Below are 25,066 nucleotides of genomic sequence, written 5' to 3'. Positions count from 1 at the left end.
TCATTGGTCTTCGAACAGGCGGTCGCTGATTGCTTTCAGGTTGTCCTCCCAGACATCCTCAAGGATGGAATCAAACGTGTTGTTCACACGAACTCGTGACTCGTTGCTCTCGACGACGACGCCGCCGAGGCAATCCCGCTCGCCGGCGTACGTCGCGCTGTCGTAGTCATCGAGTATATCCTCAAGAAGCGACTGGTCCGACGCACGGCCAGACACCGATAGCTCGTCGCTGTCGTCGAATTCATCGACAGCGGCGTCAAGCAGTGCGCGTGTCAGTTCCTCTCGTCGGTCCCCTTCGAGGGCCGCAAGCGCGTCCTCGACGTCGCCGTGAACGTCTTCGAGGATATCACGCCGGGCGTTAAGTCGAGCCTGTTTGGCCTCGAGCTTCGCAGAGGAGAGTCGCTGCTCTCGCTCCTGCTCGATGGTCCGCTCGACCTCGGTCTCGCGTTCCTCGCGGATCTGGTCGGCGTCAGCCTCGGCGTCGGCGATAATCTCCTCGGCACGTTCGTCGGCCGCGTCGCTAATCTCCTGAGCACGCGCGCGGGCCTCGTCGCGGATGTCCTCTACGACTGTTTGAAGGCTCATTATTGGAAAAAACGGAGTGTTGTTAGACGACGAAGACGACGACAAGCGCGAGAATGACGAGCGTTTCCGGCAGGACTGTCAGGATAAGCCCGCGGCCGAACATGCTCTCGTCTTCTGCGATTGCGCCGACGGCGGCGGCCCCGATCCCACGTTCCGCATACCCCGAGCCGAGCGCGGCGAGTCCGACTGCGAGTGCTGCGCCGGCTGAAGCCGGAATAGCTGGAGCACTGGCGGTACCTTCCTGCAGTACTGCGTTAACAAGGAGTGCGATGGTTTCGATCATGGATGTGTAGTCTCTGGAATTGCTCGTGTCCGAACAGGCGTATGTGAATCCACGTAGTTCATAAAGCTTCCCAAAACGGTTCGTCAGCGTGCTGTTCGGGCGGTTTAGGGTCTCAGCTGTAGTCGGTTGTGAGCGTGTAGCAGTCGACATCCGCGATGAAATTGGCAAAACCGGCAGTAAACAACGACGATTAGCCCGAAGAAAGCGGAAGCGCGCGATCAGTCCTCAGTCGTGTAGTTACGTTCGTAGCCGAACGGGTTGTACCGCTTCCCGCCGCCTTCGAAGAACTTGCCGAAGAACTCCACATACTCAAGTCGGACGCCTTGCAGTCCGGCACTGGTGATACCGAGCACCAACACAAGCAGGTGACCGATCACCAGAATGAGGACCCCGACCAGCGCAGCGGCGATCCCGGAGTGGATGAGCCCAGGGAACATGATCGCTTCCGCGCCGTATTCAGAGATTGCCCATTCAGGCCCGTGCCCGATAAGGAAATGGAACTCACCGTGGTGTGAGTAGGCTCCGAAGAACAGCAGGTTGACAACGAAAGCCATCCCTGCCTTGGCCAGCAGTACAGCGGCCAGTCGTGTGTACGACAGAACGTTCACCAGCACGTTGAGGAACTCGACGACCTCGATAGGGTCGGCGAGTGCCAGCAACACGAGGCCGGCGAAGAAGAGGATGAGCCACGCCGAGAACGGCGCACCCAGTCCCGGAATCGTGAAGAGGTTTATCGCTGGCAGTCCTGTGAAGCCCCACGCGTACGGATTCCCGGCGAAGACACCTGCCTCGGCAGTGTAGAGGAAGTCAGGCGCTGCGCCGTTTGCGCCGGAGAACACCCACGCCCAGAGGCCGAACAGCATCAGCAGCCAAGACCCGCTCTCGGTGACAGCGTCCCAGAGGCCGTGACTCAGGTTCTCGATGAAATCGAAGATCCAACCCGCGGCGAGATGAACTGTCCCGGCGAGCAGGCTCATCGTCAGCCAAGCCAGCGCATAGCCGGAGTAGGACGGCTGGAGCCCCTTGTGCATCGGCGGGTGACCGCCCCAGACGATTTCACCGAGCTGGTGGAGCCCGAAGACTTCGCCGTACAGCACACCGAACAGCGCGGTGAACCCACCAGCCCACATACCGACACCACCGAGGCTCTTCAACACGTCACTGTCGGCCTTCGAGTACAGCCCATAGCCCAGCGCCAGGTACAGCAGCCCGTAACCGAAGTCACCGATCATGAACCCGAAGAAGGCCGGGAACGTCAGGAAGAAAGCGACTGTCGGGTCGAACTCGCCGTACTTCGGTCGGTTGACGACTTCGACAAGATCCTCGAAGGGCCGGACACCGCTTGGGTTGTCCTGAATAACTGGTGGTGCGTCGTCACCCATCGTGATAACGCCGCCGTCAGCGACGGTTTCCTGCGGTTGGCTCTCACTCTCCGGCTCGGGGGCGTCGACGGAACTGCCGACGGGTTCACCGCCGTTGCCGCCTTCGCGCTCGACTTCTTCGTGAGACTCCGCGTGACCCTCGCTATCGTACTCGGCGATTTCGATTCGGTCGATGTCGACAGCATCACCGACGGCGCTCGAAAGAGCCCGCTCGAACGCCTCGTAGCGCTCGTTCGGAATCCAGCCCTCAGCAATGAAGGCGTTTTCCGTCGTCGCGAAGGTGAGCGGCGCTTCGCCCTTCTGCGCCTCGATAGCCAGTTTCTCTTCGGCCGCGAGAAGAAAGCCAGCGTGGTCAAGGCGGAGTTCGTCGAGTTCGTCCTCAACGGTCGAGAGCTTCGATTCGAGCTGTTGTTTCTCGTGTTCGAGCTCTTCGAGATATGACGTCGGATCGCCGTCGCCCTCAGGCACTTCGAGCCGAGAGAACGTCGCCCCGACGAGTGCATCCTGCAAGGTGTCTTCGTCAGCCTGTGCGAACACAGCGGTGACGCCGTCCTCGGTGAACAGCTCGAACGTCCCGATGTCGCTCTCTGTAAGGACGGCTTCGATCTCGTCGCTGTCACCCTCGCCGACGACGACTGACAGCGAGTCGTAGCCACGGAGCAGGTCGAGGTCGATGCCTAGTGAGACGAACGGCGCCATCGTGTTGATCTGGTCCTCGACGGCCCGGAGTTCGTCCCGGACATCGTCGCGCCGGTCGTCGAGTTCGTTGACTGCTGTCCGAACCTCATCGAGTTGCTCCTCGATCGCCTCGTCGGTGACAACTCGGGTCGGGCCGGCGTCCTCCTCACTGACGTCCAGAATGGACTGTAGCGAGCGAACCGTGACGAGCTTGTCCGAAACATCGTTGGTTCCGGCAAGCGAGTTGCCCGGCTCGAATCCGTCCCAAGAGCCATCATACTCGGTGACGTGGAGCATATCGAGGTCGTGGACGGCCTCAATAGTCTGCTCCATCGCGCGTTTCGACCCCGTCACCGAGACGCGGCACATCTTCTCAGGTCTGAGCATGCACCGCCTCCTCAAACAGGTCTGTGACGTATTCGACTACCTCGTCGATCTGTTCACTGGCCTGCTGTTCGAGGTCGTCGCGAGCGCTCTCACCGTCTTCGATGATCTGCTCGCGTTCGGCCTCGATCTCTTCGCGAGCCGCTTCGAGACGGTCCTCAGCAGCCGCCTCGGCCTCTTCCCGCGCAGATTCGCGGATCTCGTCGGCCTCCTCGCGAGCCTCCGCGATGCGGTCTTCGCGGTCTTGTTCGGCCTCTTCGACGATCTCGTCGGCCTCCTGCTCGGCCTCCTGTATCCTGTCAAGAACTTCTGGCCGTGGCATTCTCTAATCATGTGAGCGTTGCCAGAGCGGCTATTTGGTAGTTGCGAAGTTTCCCCGTGTGATACAGCGGCCGAAATCCGGGGAATTATGACCGCCAAGTCCTAAACTGAGAGTAATGGGAGTCCTCGAGAACAAAGCCCGCGCGCGGACGTTCTACAAGTATCTCTCGAAGGTGTACGACCAGATCAACCCCTTCATCTGGGACGAACGGATGCGCGACGAGGCAATCGCAATGCTCGACCTTTCGCCCGACGACAAGGTCCTTGATGTCGGCTGTGGCACCGGCTTCGCCACCGAGGGGCTGCTCGAACACGTGGATACGGTCTACGGGCTTGACCAGAGCCCCCACCAGCTCTCGAAAGCCTTCGAGAAGTTCGGGAAGTTCGGTGACGTACGCTACCACCTCGGTGACGCTGAACGACTCCCGTTCAAGGACGACAGCTTCGACGCGGTGTGGTCCTCGGGGTCTATTGAGTACTGGCCCAACCCCGTCAACGCGCTTGCTGAGTGCCGCCGACTGACCAAACCCGGTGGCAAGGTTCTCATCGTCGGCCCCGACTATCCGAACTCGACTGTCTTCCAGAAGATGGCCGACGCCATCATGCTGTTTTACGATGAGGAGGAGGCCGACCGGATGTTCACCGAGGCCGGATTTGAGGAGTTCGAACATCACATCCAACAGTCCCGGCCGGGCAGTCCGCGTGCGATTACAACGATTGCAGAAGTGCCCGAGTAATCCCTTCGGGTACGAGCAAAGCGAAATGGCTGCTTTTTCGCCCACGTTTTTGCGGGGAGCGGTGACCAAAGGTCATCGAGCCGTAAAAAGGTGGTTTGATAGTCCCGACCAGGCATTCCACGTGCGATCACAACGATTGCAGAAGTGTCCGAATAACAGCGAGTCTCAACATTCCTGCGTCGCTACACCGACCCACGGACAGGCACTTGAACTCGTTCGCCGTCCTGTGTGGTCGCAGTGACGGTGTACTCTCCACGGGGTTCGACCGTCCAGAGGGCGCCGTCCGTCCCGGTCGTCCCGATCCGCTTGCCGTTTATCCTGACAGTTGCATCTGCCGTGGACCCCGTACTGTTGTCAATGACCGTGACGAGCAGTGGTCCGGACTCAAAGGACTGCTGGACTCGGACGCGAACTGACTGGTTCACGTTTGTCGCTACTTCCGACCGGTCGACCGTCGTCAGTTCGAGATGCTGGGTTTCGTAGAAAACGTTTGTCGTGCCCCCGTCGAGATACGCGGTTAGCCGTCCGTTCGGATGGTCGGCTTGGATCTGGTAGATAGCACTCCGACCGTACGTCTGGACAGACGGGTACTGCTCGCTATAGAGCCACGGGTAGAGCGTCTCAGCCCGCGTGTTGACCGCACCGAGAGAGTCGTTGGTCTGTGCGAACTGGTCGACTGCCGTCTGTTCGCGTTCCTGACCGAGATATGTCTCACGCGTGTACTGGCCGTCTGAGACCGTCGACAGCATATACCCCTCCAATGATGCCTCGACGTACACCGCATTCGGCTCAACCTTACCGGCGGTCTCATCACTGACACGCTGGCTTATCGGGCCGCGATATGTCTTGAGGACGCCCCTGTTGTTTTCCAGCCGGAAGCGCTGAGCCGGTGAGAGTGAGTAGTCTGGTGCAGTTCCGGCAGTCGCCCGAATCCGGTCCAGTCGGGTAGCCAGCTGGCGGGACTCAGCGTCGATCAGTGCCCGCTGTCGCAGGAACTCAGTGGCGGTTATTACACCGTTGGCGTATTGCTGGATGGCGGCCTGATTCCGTTGTTCCAGACTCGTTCGCTGGTTCTCGATATCGGTCAGTGTCTCGTCGACGAGGCGGTCGCGGGCAGCCTCGCTGTCCTGCTGGAAGAACTGTCGTTCAAACGTCGTCGTCGCGTAATCGCTCCGAAGGTCACTGGATCCAGCTGCAACCGCGACACCGACATCGATTGAGGATCGGTTGTACGTCGTCGACCTGACATCGCTGGCCGGGATGGTGAGATGGTTCGTCGTGTTGTCGACGGCCGTGATCTGTGGCAGCTGGTCGCTGCCCTCATCGGTCTGGGCTGGCGGGGCGAACCCGGTCACCGGGGCAGCCACGGAAACAACCATGAGGAGGATCACACCGACTGCGAGGAGGGGACGCATCAGCGATGCGTACTCACCCACCGTACAAAAATCTCCCCATTCTCCATACATCAATAATCGACTCAGAGGGCACGAGACCTTTCAAAGCGCCTGCTGACGTTTTATTCTCGGATGGAAAGGGTTTTGCCCCCAGAACGTTCATCGGTGAACGAGAATGACCCCGCGGGTTTCAGGTGCTCTCCTCCTCCTTGTCCTGTTTGCCCTGTTGGCGACCCCGCCGCTTGCGACAGCGGCGGCGACAGGTGGTGTTCCTGCCCAGCAGACGACCGGGACACCAGCACCGGTCGTGGAGAACACGACGTTTGCCCTCCAGCTACAGTCAAACGGCGACGCCAAGTGGACGATAACGGATACCTATGCGCTTGACGAAACCGAGACTGAATGGTTTAGAGACACCGGTGAGCAGTTCGCAGAGGGAGATGAGGCAGTGTGGCTGCCAGCGTTCCGGGAGGCAAAAGACGAGGCCAGTACGGTTACCGGGCGTGAGATGGAGATCACCGACGTCGACCGTCGGTACGAGGTGTCAGACCGCAAAGGGCAGGTGATCCTCGAGTTTACGTGGACGAACTTCGCGGTGGTTACCGACGAGAACATCGTCGTTGGAGATGCGTTCAATTCCACGGACGGCACGTGGTTTGGGACGCTGACTGCCGACCAGCGATTCGTCATCTCGCCGCCGCCGGGATACGGGGTCGAGAGTGCCCCGAGCGCCGTCAACGATGGCAAGCTCGTTTTCGAGGGGCAACGAACGTTCGAACCGGGATACCTCTCCGTCGTGTACACTGGGGAACAGCCGGACACCGGAACGCCAGCGGAGACCCCGGAGTCGATCTTCAGCGGCATCGATTCGGCCTGGATCGGTGGGGTCGTACTGATGGTGCTACTCGTCGGCGCCGTCGGCTACATGTTCAAAACGGGGTATTCTGACGCACTACCATCGGTTGGAGCCGGGGACGACGACGGAGACGACAGCGCCGGGACGGCAGCGCGAACGAGCGATACCGCGGCCTCAGACGATGTCGATGCTGAACTCCTGAGTGACGAAGAACGCGTCGAACGGCTCCTCGAAGAGAACGGTGGACGGATGAAACAGGCCCGTATTGTCTCCGAGACTGGCTGGTCGAACGCGAAGGTGTCGCAGTTGCTCTCATCGATGGACGACGAGGGTCGCATTGACAAGCTCCGAATCGGTCGGGAGAACCTCATTTCGTTCCCGGATGAGGATATCACCGACTTCGACGAGTAACCGACGGGACGACCTGAGTGTAAACAAGCCGGGCGTGGTTTCTGGTTCGAAAACGTTTATTCGCTGTCCGGTCGGAGTTCGAGTATGAAAATCCTTGTCACGGTAAAGGAGGTGGCAGCCGTCGACGACGAGTTCGAGATCGACGGCCTCGCTATCGACGACCGGTACGTCACAGCCGACCTCAACGAGTGGGACGAGTACGCTGTCGAAGCGGCCGTTCAGATACAGGAGGCCCACGACGATGTCGAGGTCGTCACTGTCACCGTCGGCCCATCCGAGACGGATGAGACAATCCGGCAGGCACTGGCGAAAGGGGCCGACCGCGCGATCCGTGTCTGGGACGACGCACTCGACGACGCCGGCCTGCTGGACCCCGAGACGAAGGCCGAGGTGCTGGCCGCCGTCGCTGCCGAGGAAGACCCCGATCTTGTGCTGACCGGCGTCCAGTCAGCCGATGACGGGTTCGGGGCGACTGGTGTCACGCTGGCCGATAAGCTTGACATGGAGTGGGGCGCTGTCGTTAACGATCTCGACCTCGATCTGGAGGCAGGTGTTGCCAGCGTCCACCGGGAACTGGAAGGGGGCGTCGAGGAACTCACCGACATTGAGATTCCGGCCGTACTGACGATACAGACCGGGATCAACGACCCACGCTACGCGAGTCTTCGGGGTATCCGGCAGGCCCAGAGCAAGGAACTCGCGGAGTACGGTCTGGCAGATATCGGTCTTGACGCGTCTGAAATCGAGAGCCCGCTCGAACAGACCTCGCTGTACGAGCCTGAGACCGAAGGCGAGGCGACGGTGTTCGAGGGGAGTCCCGAGGAGACGGCGACCGAGTTGGCTGAGCTGCTGGCGGAGAAGGGGGTGACCAGCTAATGTCGGTCCTTGCTATCGCCGAACACCGGCGCGGGGAGCTCCGACCAGTGAGCTTGGAACAGTTAGCAGCCGGTCGCGATCTCGCCGACAAACTCGACTGCGAGCTACACACCGCCGTTATCGGCGGGGATGTCGAAGCGTTCGGGGCGAAGCTGAACCGCGAGGGCGTTGACACCGTCCACACTGTCGATATCGGCGAAGAGTTCAACCACGACGTGTACACGCAGGTTGTCACTCAGTTGACCACGGAACTGGATCCAACCGTTCTCCTGATGCCGAACAGCGTTAATGGGCTTGATTACGCGCCAGCAGTCGCAAACCGGCTAGACCGGCCGCTTGTGACCGACGTGGTTGACATCGACGCTGAGAACGGCCTCACCGCTACCAGAGAGCTGTACGGCTCAAAAGCCGAGACGACAATCGACGTCCACGCTGACCAAGCGGCCGTGACTATCCGCCCAGCTGAATGGCCGACAATCGAGACAGAGGGCGACGCCGCCATCGAGGCGTTCGACGCGAGCATCGACGAGAGCGCCGTCAAGTCTACGGTAAAGGGCTTCGAGGAAGTCGGCGGTGGCGATATCGACATCACCGACGCCGACGTGCTGGTGTCTGTCGGCCGCGGGATCGAGGAAGAAGAGAATCTGGATATCATTCACGACCTCGCTGAGGCGCTGGACGCAACGGTGTCGGGTTCGCGGCCGCTCATCGACAATGGCTGGCTGGCGAAGGACCGCCAAGTCGGCCAGAGCGGGAAAGTCGTCACCCCGGACGTGTACATCGCCATCGGTATCTCCGGGGCCGTACAGCACGTCGCCGGAATGAAGGGGTCAGATACGATCGTCGCTATCAACACCGATCCGAACGCGCCGATATTCGATATCGCCGACTACGGCATCCAGGACGACCTGTTCGAGGTCGTCCCGGCACTCATCGAGCAGTTCCAGTAGTCGCTACACACCGAATCGCGGGTGACAAGGTACTTTTTATGGTAGTCCTAAGGGAGCAGTAATGGAGTATCTCGAGCGCCGGCGCGACCGGGTCGAGGAGCGCCTAGAGGCGGTTCTCGACAGCGTGGAGCCGGAGGAACTCGCAGACGAAGTGCGTCACGTGGCGCTTTCCGGGGGAAGCGGGTGCGGCCGACGGTGACAGTGCTGGTGTGTGAGGCGCTGGGTGGGGAGCCAGCGGACGCCGTTGATTTCGCAGTCGGCATCGAACTCGTTCACAACGCCTCGCTGGTCATCGACGACATCATCGACGAGTCAGAACTCCGGCGGGGGTCCCCGGCCGCCTGGGAGGCCTTCGGCCACGGCCCAGCCATTATCGCCTCCGACGGTCTGCTCGGCGAAGCGTTCAATCTCTTTTCCACGGACGAGCGTGCCATGCAGACCGTCTCCGAGTCGATGGTCGAACTGGGCGAGGGCGAGGCGATGGAACTGGTCGCGGAGCCCTCCAACGAGAAGGAGTACATGGAGTTGGCTCGCAGGAAAACCGGGGCGCTGTTCCGCGCTGCGGCGGAACTTGGAGCCATCGCCGCCGACTCGGACCCGTACACGGTCGAGGCGGTTGGCCAGTACGCTGAACGGGTCGGTGTAGCCTTCCAGATGCGCGACGACGTGCTCGATGCAACGGCAGACGCCGAAACGCTGGGCAAGCCGGCTGGGACCGACGCGGAGATGCAGCGACCATCGCTAGTGGAAGTGACGGAGCTGACAACCGAGGAGGCAAACGACCGAGCGCGGGCCGAATCCGACGCCGCCCTCGAGTCGCTGTCGACCATCGACGCCCCGGAGTCCCAGTCGATGGAGTACCTGCGCGACCTCGCGGAGTTCGTCGTTGTCCGCGAACGGTGAGGACCGATCCGAACGGGAGGGCTTTTGCCCGCTGCTCGATTACGCCCGGCAATGACAGTTATCGGTATCGTCGGGCTGCCGGGCAGCGGGAAAAGCGAGGCAGCGAACGTCGCCGCTGAGATGGACGTGCCGATCGTGACGATGGGCGACGTCATCCGCGAGGAGTGCCGTGACCGCGGGCTCAACCCCGCAACGGACCACGGGACGGTCGCGAAGGCACTCCGAGAGGAGAACGGGCCCGCCGCCATCGCCGAGCGCTCGCTACCGATGATCGAGGCGGAACTCGAATCGAACGACACCGTCCTCATCGACGGTATCCGGTCGGACGTAGAGGTCGAAGCGTTCGAATCGGCGTTCGGCGACACGTTCCTGCTCGTCGAGATAGACGCTCCGTTTGAACTGCGGGCCGACCGCCTCGACATCCGTGGACGGGACACCTCGGTGGAAGACGGTGGCGAATCGCTTGAGGACCGCGACGCTCGCGAACTCGGCTTCGGGATGGGCGAGGCCATGGAGATGGCCGACCTGACTATCGAGAACACGGAGACGCTGGCCGCGTTCCAGCGGACCGTTCGCACACTGATTCGGGATGGACCGGAGGTACTCGACCAATGAGCGCCGTCTACTCCGTCGACATCCGAATCGAAGCCCCCGTCAACGACACCGAAGTAACCGACCGGGTCGCCGACGCAGTCCGGAACCTCTTCCCGAAGGCTGACCCGACCCACCAGCAGGGCGCACTCGTCGCGGAGGTACACACGATGGACGGGTTCTCCGAGCTGCTCCACCGGCGAGAAATTCTGGACACAGCCCGGTCGGTCTTCTTCGACAATCTGGAGGGTGACACTTTCGCGTTCGACGTGAAAAAGCAGGCAGCGTTCGAGGGGCGAATCAATTTCGCGGTCGGTGACCCTTCAGAACTGGGCGACATCCATGTGAACGTGACCGTCAACGAACCGACCGCCGAGGAGTACATCGACTATGTCGCGCCGCCAACCGAGGACGGACAGCCGGTCTACGACGACAACACATGACGACGACCATCTGTTTCGACCTCGACGACACGGTCGTCCACTATCCGGAGCCGTACAAGAATATCATCCAGAGAACAGTCGAGGCCCACGGTATCGAGTATACGGACGAGGTCCGGGCCGTTAGCAAGGAGGCGTTCTACACGGCCTTCGAGGCGCTGGAGCCAAACCCGTACCGCCAGTCGATGGCCGCCGTCGTGGAGGCGGTCGGGGCGGACGTGGACCTCGACACGCTGGTCGAGACGCTCAGGGAGACCGAGTTCGCGTCGACGACCGTCCCCGAGGCGGCCCGGGACAGCCTGACCGCACTTGCCGCCGACAATCAGCTCGCAATTGTCACCAACGGTATCCGGGAATGGCAGGTCGCCAAGCTCGACCACCACGGGCTGACCGACCTGTTCGACCTCTTTGTTGCCTCCTACGAGGTCGGCGCGCACAAGCCCGACAGCGCTCCGTTCGACCGGGTCCGGGAGGAGCTTCCGGCCGACGAGTACGTGATGGTCGGCAACGAGTACGAAACCGATGTCGAGGGCGCACGCAACGCGGGCTTCGTGCCGATTCACTACGAGTCGGGCGACGGCGGCGGGCCAGACCTCTGGGATTCTATCGACGCGCTGGTGTAGCCTGCGTAACTGCCGGGACAGAACGCCACGGGTACTGGAAGCTGCCGACCGCCGGGGCTCAGGCCAGTACAGCCGTGAGGATGATGCCGGTGTTCCACGCCGTTACCGCAACGCCTAGTAGCGCCAGGCCGAGCGGGACGCCGATAGAATATGGCCAAGAAACGTACTTCCAGACGGCGAAAAAGCCTACAAACACCGTGGTTTTCAGGCCGGTCAGCACCAGCACCGCGTGCTCCTCCAGCAGTAGTTTGACCACGGGGCTGAGTTCAGTCACGCCGGTAATACTGTAGCCAACGAGTGTCGTGACGAGGTCACCGACACCGAAAAAAGCGACGGCGACCGCCCACAGGGCGACGGCGGTGTTCGATGGACCGGCAAATCGAGCGGGGTGCCGCCAGTTCATGTCTCCTGCTATCGCGCATTGGTACTTCGTTAGTAGTAGCTTCAATGACAACTACAGTGGTAAGCTGCTCTTTCGAGCGCTACCTAGCGCAGTGTTGCACTGGGCCGCGAGTCGGCAAAGACTGGCAGTGCAGCGGAGTGAACCCGTCCGAAGGAGCCGTGTACTACAGGTAACCTCCACCTTCTAGGCGGAACAGCCCACAAAGAGTGACGACTGCGCTGTCGCTGAGGGACTCGGACGAACTCAAAGTCCGCTCACGAATATCGCAAGCCACTCCCCGAGTTCGCGGCGCTTGCTGACTCGCACTGACTCGACCCACTTCACCCACTGGAAACCCCGACGACCAGGCGCGACAAGTCGGAGCGGGTAGCCGTGACCGTGGGCCAGACGCTCGCCGTCGACGTGGGTAGCCAGCACGGCATCGCGTGCCTCCGACAGCGGGAGGCTCCAGCGGTAGCCGGTCACCGACCGGAACTGGACCCACGCCGCCGCGTCGTCGGGGTCGGCGGCGTCGAGCAGGTCGCCGACGCGGACGCCCTGCCACTCGTGCCCGGAGTACCAGCCGCTCGTGCAGTCAAGCACCGCCGACTCGGTTGCGTCCGGGGAGAGGTCGCCGGCAGCGTAGCTGGTTGGGCTGGCGACGCGGCCAGCGACCGACAGCGACCAGTCGGCAGCGTCGACCGGGTCCGGGTCGTCGGCGACCCAGCTGGTGACGGGGAACCGGTTGCCGTCGTCGGTCCCCTCCTCACGTGACCCGGTGTACCGGCGGTCCGCGCCGGCTGTGTCGAGTGCGTCGTTGACCGGCCTCTGAACTCGCCAGATGAGCGCTCCCGCGGTCACCAAGCCAGCGTACCGGAGAACGTCCCGGCGGCCGCCGCGGGTGGCCTCCGCCGGCGAGTAGAGCCGGGCGCGGAGATGCACCAGTAACAATGGCGGGACCAGTAGGCCGAGCGCGACGTGGAGGTGAAACAGCCCCCACGGGCCGAGGTCGAGCGTACCGCCGAAGATCCACCAGACGCCGGTACTGAGCGCGCCCAGTGTGACGGCGGCCAGACCGACCGAGAGGAGACGGGTACCGGTCAGCCGCGACGGGGCGACGCGGTGGAAGACGCGGCGAAGCTTCACCGGCAACAGAAGCGTCAGCACCACGCCGGAGAGTGCGTGGAGGTCGATTATCCACGCACTGCTGGGGATGCCTGCGAAGATGGTGGCGACACCGGTGGCAAGCAGTGTCGCCACCGCCGCAAACAGCCCCCAGTCGACCGCCCGTGGCGTTGGCATCAGCCGGCGGATGGTCATGGGTACTGTTAGCACTGGATTGGTTTATACTGTCGTGGCGGCGTGACAGCATCAGTACGACTGTCGAAGAACCGTCTCGCCGCTGGCGTTCCGAACGATAACCGTGTCGCCGTCGTTGTTCCAGACTGCCCCGTTCCGGCCCCAGTACCGCGTCGTGTCAGTGTCGGTGCCGCTGCCGGTGTAGAGGGTCACTGAGCCGTTTGAATCGAGGGTCAAGTTCGCGAACGTATACTGGTGGCCCACGTCGTCGCTGACCGTCCACCCGGAGAGATCGAGCGGCGCATCGTTGGTGTTCGTGAGTGTGATGTACTCGTCGTTCAGGTTCTCGTTGTCGTTGCCTGCCGCATCGGGGTGGATTTCGGCAAGTGCGATGCCGCTGGCGCTCTCAGTCCCACCGTCGGGGATAGCCGTTCGAGTCACCGCACTCGGGTCCGTACAGCGCCAGAGGCCGCGCCGGTCGGAGCGGGCAGCCTCCTCGGCGGCGTAGAATAGTTCGGCTCGTTCGAATTCGCTGTCGTACACGCGCGCATGACCGGTTTCGACAAGCCGGTAGTTGAACAGCGTCTCGTCGTGGACAACGTAGGCCAGCAGCCGATCGTAGTAGCCGCGCCGGTTCAGATTCTGGTCGAACGCGAGTCCAACGGTCTCGCCGAGGAGCCGCTGTTTAGCGAGCGACGACGCGTTCGTGCCGGCCCCGCGGAGGCAAGACGCCCCATCGTCAGTTTCTGGGACGCCTTCGAATTCCGCGGGGTCGTTCTCGGTATGGACTTCGGGGGTATCGACGCCGACGAGTCGGACTGTGTCACCGGTGCCGTTCTCGTAGGCGACCTGTATTGTGTCACCGTCGACGACAGCAGTGACCGTCACGGTGACAGTTGCTTGTGGCACGTTGACACCAGACTGGTCGTCGACGGCGGTCCCCGCCGACTGCGATGGTGAGCCGGCGAAACCGCTACAGCCGGCAGCAACCACGAGAACGACGACGACAAAACCGAACACAGGCCATCGCATCAGATAGACGTTGGCGGCCGGCGACACAAGCATGCCGGTGTCGCTGGGCGGACTGTTATAGGTCTGCCATGTCTGGGTTTCGGTACAATGCTTGTCCCGCTGCCAGTCAGAGATATCATGCGGACACCGGTCAAAACCATCAGTCCCGACGCTCCGGTCATCGAAGCTGCCCGACGCCTCCGCGACGAGGACATCGGCTCACTCGTCGTCGAGGACGACGGCGGCTGCGTCGGTATCATCACGGAGAGCGATATCGTTGCTGTCACCGCGGCCGAAGGGGATACTAGAGCACTGACCGTCGGCGACGTGATGGCCGAGACACTGGTGACGGTCGCTCCCGACGCGGACATGCAAGCGGCCGTCGACCGACTGCGAACGAACAATATCAAGAAGCTGCCCGTCGTCGAGGAAGGGTCACTCGTCGGCATCGTCACGACGACTGACCTCTCGGACTACATCCCGCACCTCTCTCGGGCGATAGGGATGTCCAGCGACCAGCCCCAGCGAAAGCGGTTCACCCGGCCGGACACACTGTACGAGAACGAGGACTGGACGTTCGAGAGTTACGGGACTGCCGACGGTATCGACGTGGGTGACCACGTCGAGTTCAGCAAGACGATATCCAAGGCTGACGTGGAGGCCTTCGCCGAAGCGAGTGGCGACACGAACAGACTCCACCTCGATGCGACGTTCGCGGACGGCACGCGGTTCGGCCGCCGAATTGTTCACGGAACGCTCGTTTCCGGCATCATCAGTTCGGCTCTGGCGCGGCTCCCCGGGCTGACAATCTACCTCTCACAGGAGCTGAGCTATCAGGGGCCCGTCGATATCGACGAGGAGGTCACGGCCCGCTGTGAGGTCGTCGAACGCATTCAGGACAACCGGTTTCGGCTGGCCACGGCCGTCGATGATTCTGAGGGGAACTGCGTCATCGAGGGCGACGCCGTTGTCATCTCCGATCCGATTCCGGACACGGCATAGACCGACAGTCAGGCGCACCCTATCACATTCGACTATGGCTAGTCCGGGAGAACTCCAACCACGTTTCCTGTTTCGTGTTATCAAATAACAATTGTTAATAATCTGCTAGTAGATACATTCGGTATGGACGCTGTCGAACGGCCGACATTCGAAACGAGCGCGGCGATGGAGGTGTACCAGTACGTCGAACGACACGGGACGGCGGCACGGCATAGGGTCCGTGAGACGGTAGACCTCTCCCCCGAAGCGTTCGAGAAGGCCCTGACGCACCTTCTGTCGAAGGGGTACATCAAGGACGACGGTGGGACACTGACGCTAGCGCTCGATGTCGGCTCAGTCGAGGAACACGCCACGGACGGGCTGACGTACACGATTCGACCGGCTCATAATGACGATTTCGAGGGGCTCGTCCAGACCATTCGGAACGTCTCAAGCGACGGGACGTACGTCGTCGCCGAGAGCGTCGCCGAGCAGTTGCTGTACGAAGATGCCGTTACACGGCACAACACAGTTGAATCAAGAGTTTTCTTCGTCGCGACAGTTGACGAGGCGGTCATCGGCTGGTGCCACCTCGACATCCCGCAGCTGGACAAGCTTCGCGAGACGGCCCAGCTCACTGTCGGTGTCAGAGAGGAACAGCGTGGCCAAGGCATCGGCAGCCAGCTCATGCAACGCGGGCTGGACTGGGCGAAAGCCAACGGCTACCGGAAGCTGTACAACAGCGTGCCAGCGATCACGGAGAACGCGATGGTGTTCCTCGAAGACCACGGCTGGCACACCGAGGGTATCCGTCGGAACCACTACACTGTCGACGGCGAGCAGGTCGACGAAGTGATGATGGCCTACACGTTCGACTGACGCCGGGCTACCGGCGTCTCACTACAGCAGGACGACCAGCGCCAGCGCAATCCAGACGATTTTCAGCCCCGTGTTGACGACAATAACTTTCGAGCCGAACTCCCGGCCCCAGATGCCGTACTGGAAGGGGATCGAGCGCTTGAACGTCGAGACGGCAAACGAGATGATTCCACCAACGAGCATCGTCGCCACGGCGGTTCGCGCGGAGAAGGTCCCGTTTCGGATGAGCGGTGCGATGACCGTCGCCCCCGAAGTCGTATCGAGCGCGTAGGCGGCGATAACGGGGATTGCCGCCCCGGGCAGGCCGAGCAGTCCGGCGAACCCGTCGGCGGCAGTCGTCACGGACGCCCCGTCGCTTCCGATGAGTGCCAGTAGTTCATCACTGTAGGCGAGCAGGAGTGAGACAACAGCGTAGATGGCCGCTAGCCGCGGCAGGATGTCGCGGACCTTCTCTCCCGTCGCGTCGAATGCTGTCCTGACGGCCGCTCGACGACTCTCCGGACGGTCGTCGAACACGTCGGATGCGTCGCCAGCGGTCCCACCGTCGGGGGCCGGGTCCGTATTTGCGCCGGACCGGCCGACGTTGGATGCGTCCAGCAGGACCGCGCCGGCAGCGATGCCAGTCAGCGTAATCGCCAGCGCGATGAGTCCCCGCGTCGCGACGTACAACACCCCAACCCGGAAGCCCAGTATGGGGATGAGTATCGGCGCGTAGAACGTGATAATGTGCTGGGCGAAACCGAAGAACGTGTTGATGGTGACGGCGATTATCGTCGCACGGTCTGACAGCACGCCAGACTCCCGGAAGTCGGCGAGCATCCCGTAGCCGGCGGTCGTCGACGCCGTCGTCGTCAGGATCGCGGTCCCAACCTCGTCCGGGAGGTTTGCCGGCGACGTGAGATACCGCGAAACCACGGCGATTTTCTCGACCAGTCCGAACGCGACCGCCAGTTCCGCGAGAAACACGCCAAACGAGAGGAAAAAGGTGATGCGGAGGACCCTGATAGCGACCTCTCCGAGGACAGCGACTGCCGGATGGCCAAGCACTGCGGCAACGAGCGACTGCACGCTGAAACGTACGGTCCTAGCCCGCAAATGCCCATCGATAGCGTCGGTCGATTTCAGGGAACCGCGCAGCGGTAGCCGTGTGGGACAGCAGATACCGAAGTGCCGACGCCGACCTCTCACACAAGCACGCGGACAGCACCGAACAGCACCACCACACCCAGCACGTCACAGACGTTCGTGACGACGGGGATAACCACGTCGTCGGGGTCCAGTTCGAACCGGTAGGCGGCGTAGGTTGTCACCGTCGTCACGACGATGGCCAGCACCGCCAGTAGACTCCCGCTGACGAGCGCGACCAGCACGACCGTCCGGAGCGGGAGTGCAGCACCGCCGATGACGGTCTGGAGGAGCCATGCGCCAGCGCCGACGAGCGGGAACAGCGTCACCGCAAGCGCAAGGGTAGCGATAGCATTGCCGGCCAACCGGTCGTCAGTCGGCGTGAACGACAGCAGGCCGAGGTGAAACGCCGTCGAGAACCGCGCCGCGAGGATGCTACCGAGGTTGCCAGCCATCCCGATTGTCACCGGGACGAGCACCAGCAACGACGGATACTGTAGCAGTGTTCCCTCGAAGGTATCGAGAACGAGGCCGCTCCCGAGTTCAATAGCGGTCAGCACGATCAGGATGGGGAACATCGTCCGGACGATGCCTGAAACCGACCACTGGGAGGCGAATTCCGCCATTCAGCCACCCCCCAGCGCGAGGACGAGGCGGGTCGCGCCCAGCAGCGTCGCAATGCCGACCACATCGCCCGTCGTCGTCACGACCGGGCCGGCCAGCGTATCCGGATTGAGGCCGCGGCGGTAGCCGACGAACACGACCGAGACGACGGCAATGGTCAACAACAGCCCTGAGACAAAGCCCGCGATGAGCGCAATGGCAATGAGAGTCGTGAGCGGGGCCGACGGTCGTCCGATCAGCGCGAGCAACACGGCGGCCATCACCGCGGCGACACCACTGATGAGTACCCCGTTCGCCAGTGCCGCCGCGACGGCAGCGTTGATGCGGTCGTCAGCAAAGGAAAACCTCGGTTCGATAAGCCCCTGATGGAGCGCCGACCCTAGGCGCGCGCCGAGTGAGCCGTAGACGTTCCCCCGAGTGGCAAGGAGTGCTGGCACGAGCACAAGCAGTCCGGCGACATCCTGTAACTCCGCATCCATGCCGCCAAGGACGACGCCCGCGAAGAGGCCGCCGACCGCACTGAGTGCCAGCACCGGGAGCGATTCCCGGTAGGCTTCGAGTGCCACCTCGCGGACAGTCATTGCAGGGCGAAGGACGGCGAGCGAAAAAAAGCCCCCTGATAGCGCTGGCGACGCCTCAGTCGGGAGTCGACTGTACTCTACCACGCCACGGTGGCGGCCCGACCGTCGTGTTCCCGACCCCAGTAAACCGAACTGTTCTGTTGATGGTGACCGGGTCGCCGCCGTCCGTGACCGTCGTGTACTCGGTCCGGTAGTATCGGATGAGGCCTGACTGCGTGACGTGGGCGACAAGCGTTGCGTTCTCCCGGCTCGTCCACGCTGTCGAAGTCGTGTTTTCCCGCAATCGGTCGCCCCTGATGACGTAGACGGGCCCATCTGACTGCTGGGACCGCAGGGTCCGGGTGTGGAACGGGGCAACGGTCTGAGTCACGTCGGCGGCAGGACGGCCGTTCAGCGCGGCGGTATGAACCCAGTACCGCCACGTTCCGGCGTAGCTGTCCGGCGGGTCGTACTCGTTGTAGATGGTCTGGTTGTCTCGCGCGAGTCGGCGGAGATACCTATCGCCATCGGACCAGAACGACGCAGTCGCCGGCGGTCGGCCAAGGAGCACCGGGGCCGCGTGGCCACGGACAGATATGTTAGCGAGGTGTGTCCGGTTCGCGTCCAGCGCGACGTGGACTCGAAGGTGGGACCGCAATGACCCGTTTGCATATCTGACGGTCCGGTTCATCGTCACCGTGTACCCGGTTCCGTTGAGACGGTTCCCGTGTGCAGCCCCAAGCAAGGATGGGCTAGTGACACCCGTTGGGCCGACACCAGTCGGATATGTGGTCGCAGAGTCGGTCGGTACCGGAGCAGGCGTCACCGGCGTCGCCAGGTCGTTGCCGCCGCTGAACCCGAACCCGCCACAGCCCGCGGTTACGACGATGGTGAGGACGAGTAGCTGCCGACACAGATACCTCGTCATGTTCTAACAAACCAATCAGGTCAGAATAAGTCTACGGATCGCCATTTATCGGGGATATGTCGTTCTATAGATGTGAAATCGTTGATTAACCTACCGAAACTATTATGATATATACAGACACCGTATGGAACATGCCAACTAATGGCAGATCGGTCAACCGACGACAGTTGCTGAAGAGTACGGGCGTCGCAGGTGTGGCAGGGCTGACGGGACTGGCCGGTTGTTCCGGTGGCGACGGTGGCGATGGTGGTGGCGACGGCGGCGACGGTGGCGATGGCGGTGGCGACGGCGGTGATGACTACCCATCGCTCGGGAACTTCCCGGTTGAGGGCGACACAGTCACGTTCGGGTTCAACGTTCCACAATCCGGACCCTACTCCTCTGAGGGGCAGGACGAACTCCGGGCGTACGAACTTGCACAGAAGCATCTCAATAACGGGGGTGGCTGGGTGGACAGCTTCGAGGACCTCAGCGGCGACGGCGTCCTCGGGTACACGGTCGACTCGGTAAACGGTGACACGGCAACCGACGCCGACACCGCCCGACAGGCCGCCTCGCGGATGATAAACCGGGACGACGTGGTGATGATCTCGGGCGGCTCTTCCAGTGCAGTGGCCATCGCCGTGCAGGGTCTCTGTCAGTCGCAGAACGTGATGTTCATGGCCTGTCTGACCCACTCGAACGACACGACTGGGAAAGACTGCGCCCGGTACGGGTTCCGGGAGATGTTCAACGCGTACATGACCGGCCAGGCGCTCGCACCAGTGCTTGAAAGCGAGTACGGCTCGGACAACTCCTTCTACCAGCTGTACGCCGACTACTCCTGGGGCCAGACCCAGCAGGACTCGATGAACCAGTTCCTCTCGGAAATCGGGTGGGAAGAAGTCGACAGCGTGCCGACGCCGCTCGGGACCAGCGACTTCTCCTCGTATCTCTCGGAGGCCGCAAACAGCGGCGCGGACGTGCTTGTCCTGAACCACTACGGGCTGGACGGCGCGAACTCCGTCTCCCAGGCCGTCGATGCCGGTATCGACGAGGACATGGAACTCGTCGTCCCGCTGTACAACCGCCCGATGGCACAGGCCGCCGGTGGGTCCATCGAAGGCATCTACGGGACGATTGCCTGGGACTCCCAGATCGACAACGAGGCGTCGAACGCGTTCACGCAGGCGTTCCAGGACGAGTACGACCGCGTTCCGTCCGGACCGGCCCAGCTCGCCTACTCACAGACGCTCCAGTACGCGGCCGCCGCCGAACGAGCGGGCACGTTCTACCCGCCGGAGGTCATCCGCCAACTGGAGGACTACGAGTACAGCAACATCGGCATGGGTGAGGAGACGATGCGCGCCTGTGACCACCAGGCCCAGCGGGACATTCCGGTTGCCCAGGGGCTGCCAGAGAGCGAACAGTCAGACGGGAACTTCATCGACATTGTCGAGATCACCTCTCGAGACGACGTCGGATACGGGTGCGATTCCGGGCCGGCCGCGGAGTGCGAACTCGGCGAGTACGGCGACGAATAGGGCAGAATCCGGACAGGGGACCGTACCCCTCATGATTTATAGTGCATGAGGTTGCCTTACTTGATACACAAAAACTAGCATGATTAGGAATACGCAGATAGTACGAGCGGAGTGCAGTGGGGGGATCCGACGTGACGCTACTCGCGGATATCCTCACCATCCTATTGAATGGGCTACAACAGGGCGCGATTTACGTCCTGCTCGCGGTTGGACTGTCGATTATCCTCGGGACGCTAAAATTCGTCAACTTCGCCCACGGGGCGCTGTACCTCGTCGGCGCGTATCTAGGGCTGTTCATAACTGGACAGGTCCCGTTGAACGACGGTCAGTTAGCGGAATGGGGCATCCAGTCATACGGTATCGGACTGGGGTTCGTTGCTGCACTGGTCATCGTTCCGATTGTCGTGTTCATTATCGGACTGCTGATGGAGCGGTTCATCGCACAGGCCTTTTACGACCGACCCGACACTGACCAGATTCTCGTGACATTCGGGCTCGCAATTATCGTCCAGGAACTGCTCCGGGCGCTGCTTGGCGGGAACAGCCAGCCGTTCCAACAGCCTTCGTGGGCATCCGGCCCTATCGCGCTGCCCGTTGTCGGAAACTTCCCGCGCTGGCGACTTGGCGTCATCGCGATTACCGCAGTCCTTGTCCTTGGCGTGTACGCACTCGTCGAGTACACTGACTTCGGCCTCATCGTTCAGGCTGGTACCCTCGACGGCGAGATGGTTCGACTGCTTGGGATCAAGCTGAGCCGACCGTACCTCGTCGTCTTCGGCATTGGTGCCGCACTCGCCGGCGTGGCCGGCGTCGTCGGTGGCCCACTCGCTAACGTCAACCCCAACATCGGGACTGAACAGTTAGTTCCGGCGTTCCTGACCGTCGTCATCGGTGGCGTCGGGAAAATAGAGGGGGCCGTGGTAGCCGGGCTGATGCTCGGCACGCTGCAGGTGTTCCTCATCCAGACCGGCTACGCCGCCTGGAGTCAGGTCGGCATCTACGCGCTCGCAGCGCTAGTCCTGCTGGTGCGTCCGCAGGGGCTGCTGGGCTCGGAGGTGGATGTCTCGTGAGCGACGAACCACGCGACGCGACTGCGACGGCAGCGGCCGACGCAGATGCAGAGGTTACCGGTGGCCTCGCCGACCGATGGGCCAGCTTCCGCGACCGAGAGATATCGACGGTCCTGTTGACGGTCGTGGGTGTGGCCGTCTTCCCGTTCCTGTTCAACAATTTCCTCGACGGCTACACGCAGCTGGCGACGCTGATGCTCATCTACGGCATCTTCGCCGTCGGGTTCGACATCCTGCTGGGATACACCGGCCTGCTGTCGTTCGGTCACGCCGTCTTCTTCGGCGGTGCAGCCTACGCCGCCGGCATCTTCAGCGCGAGCGTCAGTAGCTCGCCGCTGCTGGTGTTGCTCGCCGGCACGGCGTTTGCCGTGTTGCTGGCGTGGGTCGTCGGCTTCCTGTCACTACGCCGCGGCGGGATTTACTTCGCCATCCTGACGCTGACGTTCGGCCAGATGTCGTTCTACCTGGCGGCTTCGCCGCTGGCCTTCCTAACCAACGGTGAAAACGGCTTCACCTCCGTGGACATCGGCAGCCTGCTGGGCGTTATCGACATCCACGGTGGGGTGCCGTTCCCGCTGACGATGCTGGTCGACGACATGTTGTATGTGTTCGTCGCCGTCGTGGCGGTGCTGTCAGTCGCAATGGCGAACCGTATCCTGCACTCGCCGTACGGAACCGTGTTCCGCGCTATTCGGGAGAACGAACGGCGGGCGGAGTTCGTCGGGCTGGATGTCTGGCGGTACAAGCTGATGGCGTTCATCATCTCGGCGGCCTTCGCTGGTATCGCCGGGAGCCTGTTCACCATCGAGGGGAACTACGTGCCCCTGCAGTCGCTGTACTGGACCGAGTCCGGTCGTATCGTCATCATGACTGTGCTCGGCGGTGTCGGCTCGCTGTTCGGGCCGCTGTTCGGCGCCGGACTGTACCTGTACATCGAGAATATTGTCAGCGGGTTCGAGACACTTGGCCCGTTCTGGCACCTCATCCTCGGCGTCGTGTTCGTCGTCGCCGTCGTCCTCTTCCCCAACGGAATCTGGGGCGGTATCGACTACGTTCGTGATATGGTCGTCGGAGGTGAGGACGAATGACGGTCCTCAAAACGGAACAGCTCACCAAGCAGTTTGGCGGCCTCACTGCCGTTGATGAGGTGAATCTGGAGATAGAACAGGGCGAGGGCGTGAGCCTCATCGGCCCCAACGGCGCGGGGAAATCGACGTTCATCAACCTCGTCACCAGACGGCTCGAACCGAGCTACGGGGAAATCGCGTTCCAAGGAGATTCAATCATCGGGATGGACCCACACGAGGTCGTCCAGCGGGGGATGAGCAAGTCCTTCCAGACAGCCTCTATCTTCCCTGAACTAACCGTCAAGGAGAACGCGACCATCGCGGCGCTGGCAGCCGAGCACGGCTCGTTCCGATTCAATTTCTTCCGGAATCAGAACAGCTACCCGGCGGTCGATGAACTGGCAAACGAAGTGCTCGAGTCGGTCGGCCTGTACGACGAGCGAGAGAACCAAGCCGATAGCCTCGACTACGGGAATAAGCGCCGGCTCGAGCTTGGCATCGCGCTGGCCGCCGAACCGGACATGCTGCTGATGGACGAGCCAACGGCGGGAATGTCGCCCGACGAGACGAAATCGACCGTCGACCTCATCAAACGCGTCAAGGAAGAACTCGATCTGACGTTCCTGCTGGTCGAACACGACATGGAGATCGTCTTCGACATTTCCGACCGCATCGTCGTCCTCAACCGTGGGTCAGTTATCGCGGAGGGGACGCCGACGGAGGTACAGAACGACCCTGCTGTGCAGGAAGCGTACCTGGGAGGTGTCGAGGAATGACGTTGCTCGACGTGGACAACATCAACGGCTACTACGGCGAGAGCCACATCATTCAGGACGTGTCGATGAGCGTCGACGACGGCGAAATCACGGCCCTGCTGGGCCGTAACGGCGCGGGGAAAACCTCGACACTCCGATGTATCTCCGGAGCGACGCCGCCCGATGTCCGGAGCGGTACGATCCAGTTCGACGGGACGGACATCACCAGCGACCCGCCGGAGGACATCGCCGTCCGCGGTATCTCACTGGTTCCGGAGGAACGGCGCGTGTTCACTGACCTGACCGTTGCCGAGAACCTCCACCTCGCGGACACCGTCCGCAACAAGTCGAACACCTGGCGACGGAAGCTCGATTTCCGCGACGAAGGGATGTCGGCGGCGGAGATTTACGAGTACTTCCCGAGACTCGACGAACGGCGGTCACAGAAGGCCGGCACGCTCTCCGGAGGCGAACAGCAGATGCTCGCCATCGCCCGCGCGCTCCACCAGAGCACCGACCTGTTGATGCTCGACGAGCCATACGAGGGGCTGGCACCACAGATCATCGAGTCGGTCGAGAACGCCATCGAACGCATCAGCGAAGACGGGACGACGATACTACTGGTCGAGCAAAACGCTGTCGCGGCAATGAAAATCGCCGACCGGTGTTACGTGCTGGACCGTGGACAGGTGGTCTTCGAGGGGCCCGCCGAGGAACTGCAGAACGACCAGAGACCCGCGACAAGTACCTAGGTGTCTGAATGTCGGAAACTCAATCTCCCGAAGCGCTACTCGACGCACTGGAGTCGGAAGGTGTCGTCGTCATCGACGAGGAAACGGACGAAGTCAGCACGACAGAAGCGTTCGAGGCCGACCGCGAGGTGTACTACGACACCTACGTGACGATGGGCGACACGGAGTTCCACGAGTCCGTCGCCGACGTGTTCGGCCTCGATTCGGCCGCCGAAGCAGCCGAGCGGGTCGACGAACTCGACGTATCGCGCGAGGAGTTCGCCACGTTCCTGACCCTGCGGTCGAACGTCGACGACGCCTACACCATCGTGGAACTGACGACGATGGCACAGATGGCGACCGAACTGGGGCCGGAGACGCCGGTACCCGAGAGAGTTGAACACCTCGACGACGACAGCTACGAGGCGTTCGTCGACACCCACGACCGGTGTGTCGTGACCGTGTGGAAGCTGTTCTGTGACCCCTGCGAAGCGATGAAAGCGGAGTTAGACGACGTTCTGGCCGCGTTCCCGGACGGCGTGCCGGTCGGCGGCGTCGCCGGCGAGCGCTCCCCGGAGTTTTGTCAGTCGGTCGGGGTCAACGCAGCGCCCGCCGTCGTGCTGTTCGAGGACGGCGAGCCCGTCGAGCGGATCACCGGGCGGACGGACCCGTCGCCGCTCGCTGACCGAGTCGAAGAAGTGTACGGCGTCTGACTGC

At 62.2% G+C, this 25,066-nt stretch carries 26 protein-coding genes and 2 pseudogenes; 16 read left to right on the top strand and 12 right to left on the bottom strand.

Features of this window, described 5'->3' with window-relative positions; genetic code table 11:
• The 4 genes from ACODNH_RS12390 to ahaH form a co-directional block, all read right to left on the bottom strand.
• Entirely contained in the window at positions 1–585 is a 585-nt protein-coding gene (locus ACODNH_RS12390; RefSeq protein ID WP_306704555.1) for a V-type ATP synthase subunit E, read from the bottom strand.
• 22 nt (positions 586–607) lie between these two features.
• Positions 608–868 (bottom strand): F0F1 ATP synthase subunit C, encoded by a 261-nt coding sequence (locus ACODNH_RS12385; protein ID WP_004518385.1) that lies wholly within the window; start codon positions 866–868, stop codon positions 608–610.
• 218 nt (positions 869–1,086) lie between these two features.
• Complete coding sequence (locus ACODNH_RS12380) at positions 1,087–3,315, bottom strand: V-type ATP synthase subunit I (RefSeq protein WP_306704551.1); 2,229 nt, start codon at positions 3,313–3,315, stop codon at positions 1,087–1,089.
• Entirely contained in the window at positions 3,302–3,634 is a 333-nt protein-coding gene (gene ahaH, locus ACODNH_RS12375; RefSeq protein WP_434530356.1) for an ATP synthase archaeal subunit H, read from the bottom strand. The genes ACODNH_RS12380 and ahaH overlap by 14 nt, the downstream gene beginning before the upstream one ends.
• A gap of 115 nt (positions 3,635–3,749) precedes the next feature.
• On the opposite strand from ahaH, the gene ACODNH_RS12370 reads away from it, so the two are divergent.
• The gene (locus ACODNH_RS12370; RefSeq protein ID WP_306704547.1) at positions 3,750–4,370 is read left to right on the top strand and encodes a methyltransferase domain-containing protein; all 621 of its coding nucleotides are present in this window, start codon (positions 3,750–3,752) and stop codon (positions 4,368–4,370) included.
• Positions 4,371–4,552: 182 nt separating this feature from the next.
• On the opposite strand, the gene ACODNH_RS12365 is transcribed toward ACODNH_RS12370, so the two are convergent.
• Positions 4,553–5,785 (bottom strand): DUF7096 domain-containing protein, encoded by a 1,233-nt coding sequence (locus ACODNH_RS12365; RefSeq protein ID WP_306704545.1) that lies wholly within the window; start codon positions 5,783–5,785, stop codon positions 4,553–4,555.
• Positions 5,786–5,939: 154 nt separating this feature from the next.
• Between ACODNH_RS12365 and ACODNH_RS12360 the strand changes: the two genes are divergently transcribed.
• The 7 genes and pseudogenes from ACODNH_RS12360 (at position 5,940) to ACODNH_RS12330 (ending at position 11,414) form a co-directional block, all read left to right on the top strand.
• Positions 5,940–7,031, top strand: a complete 1,092-nt coding sequence (locus ACODNH_RS12360; protein ID WP_434530355.1) for a helix-turn-helix transcriptional regulator — start codon at positions 5,940–5,942, stop codon at positions 7,029–7,031.
• Between the two features lie 84 nt (positions 7,032–7,115).
• A complete protein-coding gene (locus ACODNH_RS12355; protein WP_434530354.1) occupies positions 7,116–7,907 on the top strand; it encodes an electron transfer flavoprotein subunit beta/FixA family protein in 792 nt (263 codons plus the stop codon).
• Entirely contained in the window at positions 7,907–8,857 is a 951-nt protein-coding gene (locus ACODNH_RS12350) for an electron transfer flavoprotein subunit alpha/FixB family protein (protein WP_306704539.1), read from the top strand. The genes ACODNH_RS12355 and ACODNH_RS12350 overlap by 1 nt, the downstream gene beginning before the upstream one ends.
• Before the next feature lie 61 nt (positions 8,858–8,918).
• Positions 8,919–9,760: pseudogene (locus ACODNH_RS12345) on the top strand (polyprenyl synthetase family protein).
• A 51-nt stretch (positions 9,761–9,811) separates the two neighbouring features.
• Positions 9,812–10,375, top strand: a complete 564-nt coding sequence (locus ACODNH_RS12340) for an AAA family ATPase (RefSeq protein WP_306704535.1) — start codon at positions 9,812–9,814, stop codon at positions 10,373–10,375.
• A complete protein-coding gene (locus ACODNH_RS12335) occupies positions 10,372–10,794 on the top strand; it encodes an RNA-binding domain-containing protein (protein ID WP_306704533.1) in 423 nt (140 codons plus the stop codon). The genes ACODNH_RS12340 and ACODNH_RS12335 overlap by 4 nt, the downstream gene beginning before the upstream one ends.
• Positions 10,791–11,414, top strand: a complete 624-nt coding sequence (locus tag ACODNH_RS12330) for an HAD family hydrolase (RefSeq protein WP_306704531.1) — start codon at positions 10,791–10,793, stop codon at positions 11,412–11,414. The genes ACODNH_RS12335 and ACODNH_RS12330 overlap by 4 nt, the downstream gene beginning before the upstream one ends.
• 58 nt (positions 11,415–11,472) lie before the next feature.
• Here ACODNH_RS12330 and ACODNH_RS12325 read toward each other — a convergent pair whose 3' ends face one another.
• From ACODNH_RS12325 to ACODNH_RS12315, 3 genes are all read right to left on the bottom strand, one after another.
• Positions 11,473–11,817 carry a hypothetical protein gene (locus ACODNH_RS12325; protein ID WP_306704529.1) on the bottom strand — a complete coding sequence of 115 codons (345 nt, stop codon included), beginning with the start codon at positions 11,815–11,817 and terminating at the stop codon, positions 11,473–11,475.
• Positions 11,818–12,060: 243 nt separating this feature from the next.
• A complete protein-coding gene (locus ACODNH_RS12320) occupies positions 12,061–13,116 on the bottom strand; it encodes a molybdopterin-dependent oxidoreductase (protein WP_306704527.1) in 1,056 nt (351 codons plus the stop codon).
• A gap of 51 nt (positions 13,117–13,167) precedes the next feature.
• Positions 13,168–14,127, bottom strand: coding sequence for a lamin tail domain-containing protein (locus ACODNH_RS12315; protein ID WP_306707424.1), 960 nt, complete (start codon positions 14,125–14,127; stop codon positions 13,168–13,170).
• Between the two features lie 87 nt (positions 14,128–14,214).
• On the opposite strand from ACODNH_RS12315, the gene ACODNH_RS12310 reads away from it, so the two are divergent.
• Positions 14,215–15,108, top strand: a complete 894-nt coding sequence (locus ACODNH_RS12310) for a CBS domain-containing protein (protein WP_306704525.1) — start codon at positions 14,215–14,217, stop codon at positions 15,106–15,108.
• Positions 15,109–15,231: 123 nt separating this feature from the next.
• Positions 15,232–15,966 carry a GNAT family N-acetyltransferase gene (locus ACODNH_RS12305; RefSeq protein WP_434530353.1) on the top strand — a complete coding sequence of 245 codons (735 nt, stop codon included), beginning with the start codon at positions 15,232–15,234 and terminating at the stop codon, positions 15,964–15,966.
• A gap of 21 nt (positions 15,967–15,987) precedes the next feature.
• Here ACODNH_RS12305 and ACODNH_RS12300 read toward each other — a convergent pair whose 3' ends face one another.
• From ACODNH_RS12300 to ACODNH_RS12285, 4 genes are all read right to left on the bottom strand, one after another.
• Positions 15,988–17,034, bottom strand: a complete 1,047-nt coding sequence (locus ACODNH_RS12300) for a nucleoside recognition protein (RefSeq protein WP_306704521.1) — start codon at positions 17,032–17,034, stop codon at positions 15,988–15,990.
• Between the two features lie 116 nt (positions 17,035–17,150).
• Complete coding sequence (locus ACODNH_RS12295; protein ID WP_306704519.1) at positions 17,151–17,717, bottom strand: magnesium transporter; 567 nt, start codon at positions 17,715–17,717, stop codon at positions 17,151–17,153.
• Positions 17,718–18,296, bottom strand: coding sequence for a magnesium transporter (locus ACODNH_RS12290; protein ID WP_306704516.1), 579 nt, complete (start codon positions 18,294–18,296; stop codon positions 17,718–17,720).
• Between the two features lie 55 nt (positions 18,297–18,351).
• The gene (locus ACODNH_RS12285) at positions 18,352–19,203 is read right to left on the bottom strand and encodes a hypothetical protein (protein ID WP_306704514.1); all 852 of its coding nucleotides are present in this window, start codon (positions 19,201–19,203) and stop codon (positions 18,352–18,354) included.
• 131 nt (positions 19,204–19,334) lie between these two features.
• On the opposite strand from ACODNH_RS12285, the gene ACODNH_RS12280 reads away from it, so the two are divergent.
• The 6 genes and pseudogenes from ACODNH_RS12280 to ACODNH_RS12255 all read left to right on the top strand — a co-directional run bounded on the left by ACODNH_RS12280 (position 19,335) and on the right by ACODNH_RS12255 (position 25,062).
• On the top strand, positions 19,335–20,726 hold the full coding sequence (locus ACODNH_RS12280; protein WP_306704513.1) for a substrate-binding protein: 1,392 nt from the start codon (positions 19,335–19,337) through the stop codon (positions 20,724–20,726).
• A gap of 131 nt (positions 20,727–20,857) precedes the next feature.
• Complete coding sequence (locus tag ACODNH_RS12275) at positions 20,858–21,796, top strand: branched-chain amino acid ABC transporter permease (protein ID WP_306704511.1); 939 nt, start codon at positions 20,858–20,860, stop codon at positions 21,794–21,796.
• Entirely contained in the window at positions 21,793–22,884 is a 1,092-nt protein-coding gene (locus ACODNH_RS12270) for a branched-chain amino acid ABC transporter permease (RefSeq protein ID WP_306704509.1), read from the top strand. The genes ACODNH_RS12275 and ACODNH_RS12270 overlap by 4 nt, the downstream gene beginning before the upstream one ends.
• Positions 22,881–23,639, top strand: a complete 759-nt coding sequence (locus ACODNH_RS12265) for an ABC transporter ATP-binding protein (RefSeq protein WP_306704506.1) — start codon at positions 22,881–22,883, stop codon at positions 23,637–23,639. The genes ACODNH_RS12270 and ACODNH_RS12265 overlap by 4 nt, the downstream gene beginning before the upstream one ends.
• Positions 23,636–24,378, top strand: a pseudogene (locus ACODNH_RS12260) (ABC transporter ATP-binding protein). The gene ACODNH_RS12265 and the pseudogene ACODNH_RS12260 overlap by 4 nt, the downstream one beginning before the upstream one ends.
• The gene (locus ACODNH_RS12255; RefSeq protein WP_306704502.1) at positions 24,379–25,062 is read left to right on the top strand and encodes a thioredoxin family protein; all 684 of its coding nucleotides are present in this window, start codon (positions 24,379–24,381) and stop codon (positions 25,060–25,062) included. It abuts the pseudogene before it with no gap.
• Positions 25,063–25,066: the final 4 nt, after the last annotated feature.

Source organism: Haloarcula sp. NS06, from assembly GCF_051122755.1.
GTDB lineage: Archaea > Halobacteriota > Halobacteria > Halobacteriales > Haloarculaceae > Haloarcula.
The sequence above is the reverse complement of the archived record's forward strand: the minus strand, read 5'-3'. Positions and strand labels throughout refer to the sequence as shown.